General features: G+C 73.7%; 9 protein-coding genes. 7 read left to right on the forward strand and 2 right to left on the reverse strand.

The window, feature by feature from the left end:
* The first annotated feature begins 113 nt into the window (after nt 1-113).
* From ABD998_RS15355 to ABD998_RS15375, 5 genes are all read left to right on the forward strand, one after another.
* A complete protein-coding gene (locus ABD998_RS15355; protein WP_345441043.1) occupies nt 114-1,988 on the forward strand; it encodes a Gfo/Idh/MocA family protein in 1,875 nt (624 codons plus the stop codon).
* On the forward strand, nt 1,985-2,896 hold the full coding sequence (locus ABD998_RS15360; RefSeq protein WP_345441047.1) for an alpha/beta hydrolase: 912 nt from the start codon (nt 1,985-1,987) through the stop codon (nt 2,894-2,896). Before ABD998_RS15355 ends, ABD998_RS15360 begins: the two co-directional genes overlap by 4 nt.
* 147 nt (nt 2,897-3,043) lie before the next feature.
* On the forward strand, nt 3,044-4,567 hold the full coding sequence (locus ABD998_RS15365; RefSeq protein ID WP_345441050.1) for an MFS transporter: 1,524 nt from the start codon (nt 3,044-3,046) through the stop codon (nt 4,565-4,567).
* On the forward strand, nt 4,564-6,117 hold the full coding sequence (locus ABD998_RS15370) for a GMC oxidoreductase (protein WP_345441053.1): 1,554 nt from the start codon (nt 4,564-4,566) through the stop codon (nt 6,115-6,117). Before ABD998_RS15365 ends, ABD998_RS15370 begins: the two co-directional genes overlap by 4 nt.
* A 265-nt stretch (nt 6,118-6,382) precedes the next feature.
* Nucleotides 6,383-6,838 carry a hypothetical protein gene (locus tag ABD998_RS15375; protein ID WP_345441056.1) on the forward strand — a complete coding sequence of 152 codons (456 nt, stop codon included), beginning with the start codon at nt 6,383-6,385 and terminating at the stop codon, nt 6,836-6,838.
* A 178-nt stretch (nt 6,839-7,016) separates the two neighbouring features.
* Here the strand turns inward: ABD998_RS15375 and ABD998_RS15380 are convergent, their stop codons facing one another.
* Both ABD998_RS15380 and ABD998_RS15385 read right to left on the reverse strand, forming a co-directional pair.
* Nucleotides 7,017-9,617, reverse strand: coding sequence for a glycoside hydrolase family 78 protein (locus ABD998_RS15380; RefSeq protein WP_345441059.1), 2,601 nt, complete (start codon nt 9,615-9,617; stop codon nt 7,017-7,019).
* 63 nt (nt 9,618-9,680) lie between these two features.
* Complete coding sequence (locus ABD998_RS15385) at nt 9,681-10,271, reverse strand: TetR/AcrR family transcriptional regulator (RefSeq protein ID WP_345441062.1); 591 nt, start codon at nt 10,269-10,271, stop codon at nt 9,681-9,683.
* Nucleotides 10,272-10,413: 142 nt separating this feature from the next.
* Between ABD998_RS15385 and ABD998_RS15390 the strand changes: the two genes are divergently transcribed.
* Nucleotides 10,414-11,718, forward strand: coding sequence for an MFS transporter (locus ABD998_RS15390; RefSeq protein WP_345441064.1), 1,305 nt, complete (start codon nt 10,414-10,416; stop codon nt 11,716-11,718).
* Nucleotides 11,719-11,792: 74 nt separating this feature from the next.
* Nucleotides 11,793-13,052, forward strand: coding sequence for a glycoside hydrolase family 1 protein (locus ABD998_RS15395; protein ID WP_345441067.1), 1,260 nt, complete (start codon nt 11,793-11,795; stop codon nt 13,050-13,052).
* Nucleotides 13,053-13,295: the final 243 nt, after the last annotated feature.

Here is a 13,295-nt window from a genome sequence, read left to right on the forward strand (position 1 = left end):
GCACACGGGGAGCGGTTTCGCGGCCCCTATCGTGCGTGGCGTCGCTACTTACGTGTACTTTATGCATAAGTGGGGTGCCATCGGCACCGCGCGGGCGCGGACGAGGAGGTCGGATGCCCACGGGAGTCGGGATCATCGGCGCGGGCCCGGGCGCCTGGGCCCTGCATGCGCCCACGCTCGCGCGACTGGGCCGCCGGTTCGCGCTCGTCCACGTCGCCGACGGCGGCAGCGGCCGGGCCGAGGCGATCGCCGCGCGGTCGGGGGCGCGGGCGTCGTCGGACGCCGCCGAGCTGCTCGGCGACCCGGGTGTGGACGTCGTCGTCATCGCATCGCCGCCCGAGCGCCACGCCGCGCATGCGCTCGCCGCGGTGTCGGCGGGCAAGCGCGCGATCCTCTGCGAGAAGCCGCTCGCGACGACGCATGACGACGTGGACGCCGTCGTCGCCGCCTGCCGTTCCGCCGGGGTCGCGCTCGTCGTCGGGACCCACCACCTCCACGACCCCGCCTGGGCGCACGTCAGGCACCACCTCACGGCGCGCGGCGCCGCCATCCGCGACATCTCGCTGCCGCCCAACGACCGCTACCACGCGGCCGTCTCCGAGGCCCCTCTCCGCGCACTCTGCGGCGGCGCCCCGCGGAGCACTCCGCCGGATGCGGCCGACCCTCGCGTGGCGGCGGACATCGTGCGTCGGCTCGTCGGCGGTCTGTGCGTGCACGACGTCCCGCTGCTGCGCGATCTCGCGCCCGCGCTCGATCGGATGGCGTTCGCGCGCCTTCTGCCGCCCGTCGGCTGCGCGCTCGGCTTCGTCGCGAGCGGCGCGCTCGTGCAGATCGGCGCGGCGATGACGGGCGGCGGCGCGGAGGCGCTCTGGCACATGAGCATCGGCGCGGGGGACGACCGCATCGACATCGACTTCCCGCCCGCGTTCGTGCACGACGGCTCCGCGACCGTCACGGTGACCCATGCGGACGGGCGCGTCGTCCGCCATGAGCGCGATGCGGTCGACGGCCACACGGCGCTGTGGCGGGCGCTCGCGTCCCAGCTCGACCGGACGCAGCCCGTCGAGTACGACGAGATCGCCGCCGACGCGCATCACGGCGTCCTGCTCGCGGACGCCGCGGCCCGCGCCGTCCGGACGCCGCCTGCGCGCACGGAGCGCGAGGTGCCAGCGCGGGACGAGGTGGCGCGGGACGAGGTGGCACCGGACGAGGTGGCGCGGGACGAGGCGGTGCCGGACGAGGCGGTGCGGGAGTCCGTCGATCCGTCCCCCGGTGCGTCCTGGCGCATCGCCCTGCCGACGGCGGGCGACGCGGCCGACCGCTTCCGCGTCGCGGCGGCTGAGCTCCCGCTCACGATCGCCGGGAGCGCGACGGCGTCGACCACGGCATCCGGAACGCGCGCCGAGCGGGTCGTGCTCGTGCGCGACGGCGAGGAGACCGTCGTCCTCCCCGAGCCGGCAGGCGTCGACGCGGCGCAGCTCGCCGGCCTGCACGCCGTCGTCGAGCGTGCGCGCGTGCGGCCCCTTCCGGAGGCGGCCGAGCGCGCAGCGCGCGAGGCGGTCGCGGTCGTCGTCGAGGCCGCGCTCCCGGTCTCCGACCCCGCGCCCTGGCTGCGGGACGCCGTCGGATGGTGCCGGCTCCTCGCCGGCCCGCTCACGGCATCGGCGGTCGAGGCGACGGCGACATCGCTCATGGCCGCATTCGACGGGGCGACGGGAGCTCCCGTGACGCTCATCGCGACTGAGACGGCCGGCCCGTCGCGCATCACGGCCCGCACCCTCGGGCCCGTGCGCCTCGAGGCCGTCGTCCAGACCGACGGCACGGCCATCCGCATCGCGACGGCCGAAGGCGAGCTGCTGCTGCCGCCCCGCCGCGAATCCGCTGCGCGGGAGGCTCTCCGCCGCGCCGCGCAGGGCGCCGACGACATCGCCGACCTCCGCCACGACGAGCGCCTGCGAGCGCAGCTGACCGAAAGGCCATCGACATGACCGATCCCGACGCGCCAGGGCTGCCGGACTTCCGCCGGCTGCCCATCCCCGAGGCCATCCGCTGGCTCGCGGAGAACGGGGAGCCGGCCGACCCGCGCGACGACGTCGACACCGCGTCGCTCGAGCGGCGCTTCCCGCATCTGCGCGGTGTCGAGGCGGATGACGCCGCGGTCGACGGCCCGCACGGCTCCGTGCCCGTGCGCCGGTACCGCAAGCCGGGGCGCGCGGCGCGGACGGCGCTCGTCTGGGTGCACGGTGGCGGGTTCATCGGCGGCTCGCTCGACATGCCGGAGTCGAACTGGGTCGCGCGCGAGATCGCCGCGCGCGGCATCCCCGTGCTCGCCGTCGACTACACGAAGTGCCTCGGCCAGGCGCACTTCCCCGTGCCGTCCGACGACGTGCTCGCCGCATGGGATGCGGCACCGCAGCTCCTCGGGCTGCCGGCCGAGCGGCTCGTCATCGGGGGCGCGAGCGCGGGCGGCAACCTCGTCACGGGGGTCGTCGCGCGCCTGCGGGATGGCGCGGCCGGCGCGATGCCGGAGGGTCTCGTCCCCGTCTACCCGGCCCTGCATCCGGATGGCGCGGCGCCGGGAGGGACCGTCGACCCCGCGTCGCCAGGCGGGCAGCTCTCGCTGAACTTCGCCGGGTCGGCCGAGGCGCTCGCCGACCCGCATGCCTTCCCGGGGCTCGGCAGCGGCGCCGGCTACCCGCCCATCCTCGTCGTCGTGTGCGAGGAGGACGCGCTGCGGCCCTCCGGCGAGGCCTTCGCGCGGCTCGTCCGCCAGGCCGGCGGCGAGATCGACGTGCATCTCGAGACGGGCGCCGCCCATGGGCACATCGACCATCCGGGCGACGCGGGCGCGCTGCGCACGATCGACGCGATCGCGGACTGGATCCGGGAGCGCTGAAGCAGCTTTTCACCTTACTTAGGTAGCTTTTCGACGTAAGCCTGCTAGGCTGGATGCGACATCGAGGCCTCGCGGCCTGTTCCGTCGGCGATGGCGCGGGCGGAGCGCACCCCGTCGTGTCGACGCCCGGGCGTCCGGGTCCCCCGCATGAACCTCTCCCCGCTCCGCATCCGCCTTCTCGTCGCCGCTCTCTTCACGGTCTCGTTCCTCGGCGCCCTCGACCACACCATCGTGTCGACGTCACTCGCGACGATCGCCGGCGAGCTCGACGCGCTCGCCCACATGAGCTGGATCGTCGTCGCGTACACGCTCGCGAGCACCGTGCTCATGCCCGTCATCGGGCGCCTCGGCGACACGGTGGGCGCGCGGCTCGTCTTCCTCGTCTCGCTCGCCGTCTTCCTCATCGCGTCGCTCGCGTGCGGCTTCGCCCCTGACATCGGCTGGCTCATCGCGGCGCGCGTCGTGCAGGGCATCGGATCGGCGGGCCTCCATCTGATGTCGCAGACGATCGTCGCGCACATCACGACGCCCCGTCAGCGTGCGCGGTACATGAGCGTCATCGGCGCGGCGTTCCCCGTCGCCATCCTCGCCGGGCCCGTGCTCGGCGGCCTCATCGTCGACACCTGGGGATGGCCGTGGGTGTTCTGGATGAACCTGCCGCTCGGCGGCGCCGCGCTCGCGTTCGCGGCGTTCGTGCTTCCGCACGTCGAGAGCGGGGCCGCTCGCGGCCGCATCGACGTGCTCGGCGCCGTGACGTTCGCGATCGGGATGGTCGCGCTCGTGCTCGCCGTCACCTGGGCGGCCGAGCCCGCGATGGCGGCGCCGGCCGTCGTCGCCGGCGTCTGCGCGGTCGCGGGCTTCGCGGCGTTCCTCGCCGTCGAGCTGCGGGCCGGTCATCCGCTCGTGCCCCTTCGCCTCTTCGCCGACCGGCGGATGGCGGCCTCGACCGCGCTGTCGGCCATCATCGGAATCGGCCTGTTCTCGGTCACGGCCTACCTGCCGACCTTCTTCCAGCTGGCGTACCGCACGAGCGCGACCGTGTCGGGACTCGTGCCCATCGCGACCGTGTTCGGCATGCTCGTCTCGAGCCTCCTGAGCGGATGGCTCGTCGGCCGCAGCGGGAGGTACCGGCGCTTCGCGATCACGGGGCCGCTGCTCGCCGCGGCCGGCCTCGCGGCGATGTCGGTGCTGCCGCTCGGGCTGCCGCTGTGGGTGCCGATGGCGCTCATGGCACTCGTCGGCGTCGGCACGGGGCTGTTCATGAGCCTCGTCGTCGCGGTCGCGCAGAGCTCGGCGCCGCGCTCGGCCACGGGCGCAGCCACCGCCGCCGTCAACCTCGTGCGCCAGATCGGCTCGACCGTCGGGACGGCCGTCATCGGAGGAGTCATCGGCACGGGCATCGCCCGCCTCGTGCCCGCATCGGCGGGGCTCACGCCGCACGAGGTGCACGCGGCCCCCGCAGCCGTGCAGGCCGAGGTCGCCGCCGCCTACGCCGCCGTGCTCGGCCCCGTCTTCGGGGCGCTCGCCCTCGTCTACGCGGCCGGGTTCGCCGTCGCCCTGCTGCTCCCGCCCGGGCGCCTCTCCGACGAGCAGCGCGATGTCGTGCCGCCCGTCCGGGGCGACGCCGTGTCCCAGGCCGCAGGCCGCCCATCCCTCGAGGAGACCCCGTGAACGACACCCCCGTCATCGCCGTCGTCGGCAGCGGTCCCATCGGCTCCGCCTACGCGCGCGAGCTGCTCGAAGCCCATCCGACCGCGCGCGTCGTCATGTTCGAGGCCGGTCCGCAGCTCACCGCCGTGCCGGGCGCGAGCGTGCGCAACATCACGGACCCGGGCGAGAAGGACCTCGCCCGGGAGCGCTCGCAGGGGCCGCAGGCAGGCGCGCTGCGCGTCTCGCTGGGCCTCCCGGCCGGCACGGTCGTGGAGGGGATGTTCACGGCGCGGCAGGGCACGCACCTGCTCGACTTCGGCGGCGAGGGGTCGGCCCACGCGCCGACGTTCCCCGCGGCCGCCGCGTCGACGAACGTCGGCGGCATGGGCGCACACTGGACGTGCGCGACACCGCGGCCGTCCGACACCGAGCGCGTCGACTTCATCGACGACCGCGAGTGGGACGCGCTCATCGACCGCGCGGAGCAGCTGCTGCACGTGCAGAGCGCCGCGTTCGCCGACTCGGGCGTGGGCGCGGCCATCCGCGCTCTGCTCGCCGAGGCACAGGGAGGCGAGCCCGCGCCATCCACCCTGCCGGTCGCGGGCGATCCGCAGCCCGACGGGAGCATGCGCTGGGCCGGCGCCGACGTCGTGCTCGGGCCGCTCGCCGACCCCGCCTCGCCGCTCGCGGCGCGGTTCGAGCTGCGCGATCTGTCGCTCGTGCGCCGCATCGTCGTGGACGGTGCACGCGCGACGGGCGTCGAGGTCGAGGACCTCCGCACCCACGCGACGACGACGGTCGCCGCCGACCTCGTCGTCGTCGCGGCCGACGCGTTCCGCACGCCGCAGCTGCTGTGGGCGTCGGGCATCCGCCCCGCCGCGCTCGGCCGCTATCTCAGCGAGCACCCGGTCGTCATCTCGACCGTCGCGCTGTCGGCCGCGCAGATGTCGAGGTTCGCGACCGAGGCCGACCTCGACGCCGAGCTCGCCCGCCGCGCGCTGAACCCCGTCGATCCCGTCGCCGCCGTCAACCGCATCCCGTTCGCCGAGCCGGGGCACCCGTTCTCGCTGCAGGTGATGTACGCCGAGCAGCCGCCGTTCCCGCTGCCCGCCGACCACCCGCTCGCGGGCAACCGGTGGGGGTACGTCAACATGGGCTACGGCATGCGCAAGCGCCCGCGGGTGGAGGACGGCGTGACGTTCTCGGACGAGGAGCTCGACTACCGCGGGCTGCCGAACATGACGATCGAGTACGCGCTGACCGAGGCCGAGGAGGCGGAGATCGCCGACGCGACGGCGCGGCTGCGCCGCATCGGCGAGACGCTCGGCACCTTCGTCACGGAGCCCCGCCTGCTGCCGAACGGGTCGAGCCTGCACTTCCAGGGCACGACGCGCCTCGGCACGGCCGACGACGGTACCTCGGTGGCCGACCCGCACTCGCGCGTGTGGGGGTTCGAGAACGTCTACGTCGGCGGCAACGGCACCATCCCCACGGCGACGACGATGAACCCGACGCTCATGTCGGTCGCGCTCGCCGTGCGCGGCGCGCGCGACGCGGCGGGAAGGGTGTAGCGGCGGGTCGCTCTTCTCCGCCTCCCCGCTTCTCCGCCTCCCTGCTTCTCCGTCAAGGGATATCCGTTGCCCGAGAGCCCATGCGATAACGCGTCATCACATGGACTTTCGGCGATCGGATACCCCTTGGGTGGGATGGGAGGCGCTCGGCTCGCGCATACGCTCCGCATAATCGGCTCATAGCCGCGGGCGGTCGGATGGGCGCATGCGCGCCCGCTCGACCCTCCCCGCTCCTTCCGCCGCCCGTACCGAGAGAGCGCGGCGCGTGATCCCGCCGAAGCGCGCGGCGATGTGGCTCGGCATCTGGCTCGCCGCGGGCCTCGTGCTGGGCGGTGCCGCGCTCATCGTGGCGAACGCGACGGGCCAGGCGTGGATCATGCCGACCGCGATCGCCGTCGTCGCCGTGTCGGTCGCGGGCCCCATCCTCGTCGCCGGATGGCTCATCGCGCGCGGCATCCGCCGGGGCGCCGGTGCGCTGGGTCTGCTCTTCGCCGGCGGCATGCTCGCGGCGGGCGCCGGGCAGGCGGCGTCGCTGCCGTGGTGGGTCGCCGCGGGCGGATGGGCCGCCATGGCGGTCGCGGTCATCGTGCTGTACCTCGTCGTGAGCATCCCCGCGTGGCGCGCCGAGGCCATCCGCCGCGAGGCGCGCGAGCGCAAGGCCGTCGAGCGCGCCGAGCGCCGCGCGCACGCCGTGAAGCGCGGCACGTCGCTGCCCCGCTAGGTGTCCTCCTCTCGCCTTCTCCGCCAACGGATATCCCTTTGCCGAGAGCCCATCCGATAACGCGAAATCCCGTGTGCTCTCGACAAGGGGATATCCGTTGGGCGAGAAGACGAGGAGGTCGGTTGGGCGAGAAGAGGGGGAGACCTGTCGGGCGAGAGAGCGACGGCCCGCGGCGGACTCAGCCCGCGAACGACGCGGCGGGACCCGCTGCCTCTCCGGGGGCGAAGGCGCACGCGAACAGGTGCGTGCCCGATCCGACGACGACCGTCTCGGAGCCGTCGGGCAGCGCGATCTCGGCCTCGGTCGACGGCGGCACGACGACCTCGAGCGCGAAGGCGCCGTCCTCGAGCGTCCACGACACCGCCGCCCTGCCGTACGGCGTCTCGTGCTCCGTCCGCGCCCACGCGAGCTCGGGCGTCGGCACGGGAGCGACGCGGATGCGGCGGTACCCCGGGGCCGCCGGCGCGAGCCCGGCGACGCGGCGCTGCAGGAAGTCGGCGACGGCGCCGAACGCGTAGTGGTTGAAGCTCGTCATCTCGCCCGGGTTGATCGACCCGTCGGGCAGCATCGAGTTCCAGCGCTCCCAGACCGTCGTCGCGCCCATCGTCACGGCGTACAGCCATGACGGCACCGCGCGCTGCAGCAGAAGCCTCCACGCCGTCGCGGCCTCGCCGGCGTCGACGAGGGCGTCGAGCACGTGCGGCGTGCCGAGGAAGCCCGACCCGATACGGAACCCGTCGGCCGCGACCTGCGCCGCCATGAGCGCGCCGGCGTGCGCGGTCTGCGTCTCGTCGAGCAGTCCGAAGCGCAGGGCGAGGGCGTACGCCGTCTGCGACGGGAACGCCGCGCGCCCCGTCGGCGTGACGTACTCGGCTCGGTAGCGGGCCGCGGCCCGGTCGAACAGGGCGCCGTAGCGCGCCCCAGCCTCGGGGTTCCCGAGCACGTCGGCGGCGTCGCGCAGGATGCGCGCGGACTGCGCGAGGTACGCCGTCGCGACGGCCTGCCACGGCAGGCGCGCTGCCCACGGCTGGTCGTCGGGAGCGGCGGAGTCGAGCCAGTCGCCGAACGAGAACCCTCCGCTCGCGAAGTCGACCGCATCCCCCGCGCGGCGCGCGAACGCGTCGACCCAGGCCGTCATCGACGACCACTGCCGCTCCAGGATGCCGACGTCGCCGTACCGCTCGTACAGGGTCCACGGCACGACCGTCGCGGCGTCGCCCCATCCGGCCTCCGCGCCGAGCGGCGGCATATGGGGGTCGACGTCGGCCCAGGGGATGTACACGGGCACGTTACCGTCGTCGTGCTGGTCGGCGGCGAGGTCGGCGAGCCAGCCCGTGAGCATGCCTGCGGTGTCGTAGAGGTACGCCGCGGTCGGGGCGAACGCCATGAGGTCGCCCGTCCATCCGAGGCGCTCATCGCGCTGCGGGCAGTCGGTCGGCACATCGAGGAAGTTGCCGCGCATGCCCCACACGACGTTCTCGTGCAGGCGGTCGAGGAGCGGGTCGGAGCAGGAGAACGTGCCGATGCGCCGCATGTCGGTGTGGAGGACGACGGCCTCGAAGGCGGCGGGGTCGACGGTCCCCGGCCATCCCGTCACCTCGGCGTAGCGGAAGCCGTGGAACGTGAAGGACGGCTCCCACGTGAACGCCGTGCCGTCCGCCACGATCTCGTCGGTCGCGCGGGCCCGGCGCAGCGGCCGCGTGCCGAGCTCGCCGTCCTCGAGCACCTCGGCGTGACGGAGCACGATCGTCCCCGCCCCCTTCGGCACGTGCACGCGCAGGCGCCCCACGAGGTTCTGGCCGAAATCGAGGATGGTCCGCCCCGAGGGCGAATGGATGGTCTCGGTCACGCGGATGGCCTCGGTCGCTCGGACGGCAGGGCCATCCGGCGCGACGAGGGTCGCCGGGTCGAGATCGACGACCTCGACGGCGTCCCACGCGGCGTCGTCGAAGCCGGGCTCCGACCATCCCCCGACGACCCGGTCGGCGACGAACGTCTCGCCCATGTAGAGATCGGAGCGCGTGACGGGTCCGAGCGCCGAGCGCCAGGACGCGTCGGTGCCGACGACCGTGAGCGAGCCGTCGGCGTGCTCGACCTCGAGCTGCACGATTGCCGCCGTGCGGTCGCCGTAGAGGTCGCGCAGCCCGCCGAAGCCGAGGTAGCCGCGGTACCAGCCGTCCGCGAGGTGCACGCCGATCGCGTTGCGTCCGGGGCGGACGAGGTCCGTGACGTCCCACGTGCGGTAGCGCAGCCGCGTGGCGTAGCTCGTCCAGCCTGGGTGGAGCGCGTCGTCGCCGACGGGCGCGCCGTTGACGTGCAGGGTCATGACGCCGTGCGCGGTCGCCCGGATGCGGGCGCGCACGATGCCGCCGCCGATCTCGGCTTCCCCGCGCAGCAGGGCGGCCGGCTCGCCGCCGGATCCCGTCTCGGGGAGCGGGGGTGCGACGAGGTCGGCCCGCCACAGGGAGGGGTCGAGGAGGCCCGCCTCGAGAACGGTCGGGGCGCTCCAGTCGGAGGCGCCGCCATCCGCTCCCCACACGCGCACCCGCACCGTGCGGCGCTCGCGGCTGTCGAGCGCCGCCGCGGGCCACGCGACGAGCACCTGCTCGGCGGAGTCGACGCGGCCGTGGGCATGCCCGTCGACCTCGATCTCGTAGGCCGCCTGCGACCATCCGGCGACGTCGGCGTCGACCGTCCACGACAGGCGCGGCGACGCCTCGCCGATGCCGAGGGGCTCGCGATGGTGCTCGATGACGGCAGGGCGGACGACGGTGCTCATGTGTGCTCCAGGGGACGACGGCGTCGGATGGCCGGGTCGGTCAGGACGGACGGGATGGCCGGGTCAGAGGGGGTCGACGAGGAACCCGCTGATGACGCGGGCGCTGTCGTCGGCGATGTCGACGTCGAGCCCGTTGAGCCACAGCAGCTGCAGCCCCTCGACGGACGACAGGGTGCTCACCGCGGCGCGGCGCGGGTCGACGCCGTCGCGGAGACCGCCCTCGGCGCGCACCTGCTCGTACGCGGCTGTGACGGCGTCGGCGATGCGCGCGAAGCGCTCGGTGAAGTACGGGCGGGCGGGATGGCCGGGGTCGGTGGCCTCGGCGGCGAGGATCGTGTACAGCTGCACGACGCCGCGCTGCTCGCGCTGCGTCCGGGAGATGTCGACGAGCGCGGCGAGGAAGTCGCGGCCCGTGCGGTGGTCGAGGAGTCCCTCGGCCGCCTGGTCGCGGCGCTCGAGCACGGCGCGCAGCAGCTCCGTCTTGCCCCCGGAGAAGTGGTGCAGCACGCCCGTCTGCGTGATGCCCACGGTGCGCGCGATCTCGTTGACCGAGCTCGCCGAGTAGCCGTTCTTCGAGAACACCTCGAACGCCGCGTCGAGGATCTGCTCGCGCCGTTCCGCCGTCTTCCGGTACGCGCCTCTGGGCCCAGCCATGCCAGCACCGTATCAGTTCGGATGCAAAAACATTGAGCCCATCATGTTTTCGTGTTAGCGTCTCGGGCATCCCCGGCGAAGGGGAGTCCCGACACACAGGAACGGCCGCCCGAACGGCCTCTCAACGGCAAGGAAGCCTGTCATGACCATCCCCGAGTCCGCGGCGCAGACGCCGCCCCTCACGACGAGCCCGGTGCTCGAGCCGACGCCCACCGAGCTGTTCCGCCAGGGCGTGAAGCGCCCGCGCGGCTTCGTGTTCTTCCTCGCGCTCGCCATGATCGGCGCGGGCGCCGCCCAGATGTCGGCGGCGCTCCTCACGCTGTCGCTCAAGGCGACCGCGCTCGACGCCGACGCCGCGACGACGACGATCTCGATCTCGAGCGGCATCGCCGGCATCCTCACGCTCTTCGCCCTGCCGATCGTGGGGACGCTGAGCGACCGCTCGCGCTCGCGGTTCGGGCGCCGCCGCCCCTACCTCCTGCTCGCCGCCGTCGCGTTCACGGCGGGCGGCGTCGCCCTCGTCGTCGCTCCGAACGTGCCCGTGTTCGTGCTCGCGCACCTGCTCATCACGACGGGCTTCGTCTCCGCGAACGTCACGATCATGGCGCTCCTCGCCGACCAGCTGCCGGCCGACCGACGCGGCCCCGCGACAGCCCTCATCAGCATGGGCACCGCCCTCGGAGCGCTCTTCGGGATGGCCGTCGCCGTTCCGTTCGCCGCCGACCTCGTGCCGCTCGTCGGCATCCCGACCGCCTTCGCCGTCGTCGCCCTGCTGCTCCTCGCGGTCGTCGTGCGCGACCCGAAGTGGGAGTTCCCGCTGCCCGCCTTCGACCTGCGGCGCGCGCTCGGCGTCTTCTGGGTCAACCCGCTGAAGCACCCCTCCTTCACGTGGGTGTTCACGAGCCGCATGCTCGTCTTCTCGGGCGTCGCCGCGCTCAACGGCTACCAGGCGATCTACCTCATCCAGAAGCTCCACGTCGATCTGGCGAGCATCGGCACGTCGATCCTCCTCACGGTGGTCGTCAACGTCGGCATCACGATGCTCGTCGCGCCCGCCATCGGCAGGCTCAGCGACAAGCTCGGCGTGCGCAAGCCCTTCATCGTCGTCGCGGCGGTCATCCTCGCGATCGGCCTCGTGCTCGCATCGCTCGCGCCCGACTTCGGCTTCTACCTCGTCGCGTGCACGGTGGTCGGCCTCGGACAGGGCGTGTACTTCGCCGTCGAGCTCGTGCTCGCCACCGAGGTGCTGCCCGACCCCGACAACCCCGGCAAGGACCTCGGCATCCTCAAGATCGCCGACAACCTGCCCGTCACGATCGTCGCGGCCGTCGCCCCGGCGCTGCTCGCGATCGGCGGCGGCGGCAACTTCGGTGCGCTGTTCATCGCCGGCGCGATCGCGGCCGTCCTCGGCGGCCTCGTCATCACCTTCGTGCGCGGCGCGCGCTGACGTCACCGGATGGCCGCTCGCCACGGGGCGGCCATCCGTATTCACGGCAAGAATCTTCCCGAGAAAGCAGAATCATGACCTCCTTCCCCGACGGCTTCCTCTGGGGCGTCGCCACCGCCGGCCACCAGAACGAGGGCGCCAACGTCCACAGCGACATCTGGTTCCTCGAGAACGTCGAGCCGACCCTGTTCCGCGAGCGCTCGGGCGACGCGTGCCGCGCCTACGAGCGCTACGAGGAGGACCTCGACATCGTCGCGGGGATGGGTCTCACGGCGTACCGCTTCTCAGTCGAGTGGGCGCGCATCGAGCCCGTGCGCGGCGAGGTGTCGGAGGAGGCGCTCGACCACTACGAGGCCGTCGTCGACGCGGCGATCGCGCGGGGCCTCGCACCCATCGTGACGTTCAACCACTTCGCGGCGCCCGCCTGGTTCTCGGCGGCGGGGTCGTGGCTGGCGCCCGACGCGGCGGAGCTCTTCGCGGCACAGGCCGACCGCGTCATGGCGCGCTTCGGCGACCGCATCACGGCGGCCGTGACGATCAACGAGCCCAACCTCGAGCAGCTGCTGCAGGCAGGCGGCAAGCTCCCGCCTGTCGCCGAGCAGATCAAGCGCGAGATGCTCGCCGCGGCTGCGCGGGCATCCGGGACGGAGCGATTCTTCGCATCGAACGTCATCCCCGCGGATGCCCAGGCCGCCTTCCAGGAGGCGTTCACGGTCGCGCATCGCGCCGCGAAGGCGGCCATCAAGGCGCGCCGCCCGGATCTGCCGGTCGGCGTGTCGATCGCGATCGCCGACGACGTCGCCCTCCCCGGAGGCGAGGCGCACCGCGACGCCCGCCGCGCGGCCGTCTACGACCACTGGCTCGATGTCGCGCGCGACGACGACTTCATCGGCGTGCAGAACTACGAGCGGTTCTTCTTCGGCCCGGACGGCGAGGTGCTGCCGGACGGTCCCGTCAACGGCATGGGGTCGGCCATCGAGCCCGGAGCGCTCGCGGGTGCCGTCCGATACGCGCACGAGCGGTCGGGCGTGCCCGTGCTCGTGACCGAGCACGGCATGCAGACCGACGACGACGCCCAGCGTGCGGCGTTCATCCCCGAGGCGCTCGCGGCGCTCGGCGACGAGATCGCGGCGCTCGGCGACGAGATCGCGGCGGGCACGCCCGTCCTCGGCTACTGCCACTGGACGCTGATGGACAACTTCGAGTGGATCTTCGGCTACGGCCCGAAGCTCGGCCTCGTCGCCGTCGACCGCGAGACGCTCGAGCGCACCCCGAAGCCGAGTGCCGCGGCGTACGCCGCCGTCGTGCAGGAGGCGCGGGTCGTCGCGGTGTGACACGTGGGCGCGGTGTGGGGCGGGGCGGGCTTGGGGTATCGGTGCGGGCTTTCGGCGTCGGCATGGGCTTTCGGCGTCGGTGCGGGCTTCGCCAGTGCGGATGTAGGCCGTAGCGGGCTTCGCCAGTGCGGATGTGGGCCGTAGGCGCCGGGCTGAGTCACATCCGCACTGGCGAACGCGAGCGAAGCACGCGCCGATTCCCGCGCCGATTCCCGCGCCACCCGCGCCGAATCCCGCGCCACC

The sequence above is a fragment of the Microbacterium gilvum genome (genome assembly GCF_039543865.1).
GTDB lineage: Bacteria > Actinomycetota > Actinomycetes > Actinomycetales > Microbacteriaceae > Microbacterium > Microbacterium gilvum.

Coding starts and splice junctions, on each gene's coding strand:
- ABD998_RS15355 (WP_345441043.1), top strand. CDS start 114: ATGCCCACGGGAGTCGGGATCATCGGCGCGGGCCCGGGCGCCTGGGCC.
- ABD998_RS15360 (WP_345441047.1), top strand. CDS start 1,985: ATGACCGATCCCGACGCGCCAGGGCTGCCGGACTTCCGCCGGCTGCCC.
- ABD998_RS15365 (WP_345441050.1), top strand. CDS start 3,044: ATGAACCTCTCCCCGCTCCGCATCCGCCTTCTCGTCGCCGCTCTCTTC.
- ABD998_RS15380 (WP_345441059.1), bottom strand. CDS start 9,617: ATGAGCACCGTCGTCCGCCCTGCCGTCATCGAGCACCATCGCGAGCCC.
- ABD998_RS15385 (WP_345441062.1), bottom strand. CDS start 10,271: ATGGCTGGGCCCAGAGGCGCGTACCGGAAGACGGCGGAACGGCGCGAG.
- ABD998_RS15390 (WP_345441064.1), top strand. CDS start 10,414: ATGACCATCCCCGAGTCCGCGGCGCAGACGCCGCCCCTCACGACGAGC.
- ABD998_RS15395 (WP_345441067.1), top strand. CDS start 11,793: ATGACCTCCTTCCCCGACGGCTTCCTCTGGGGCGTCGCCACCGCCGGC.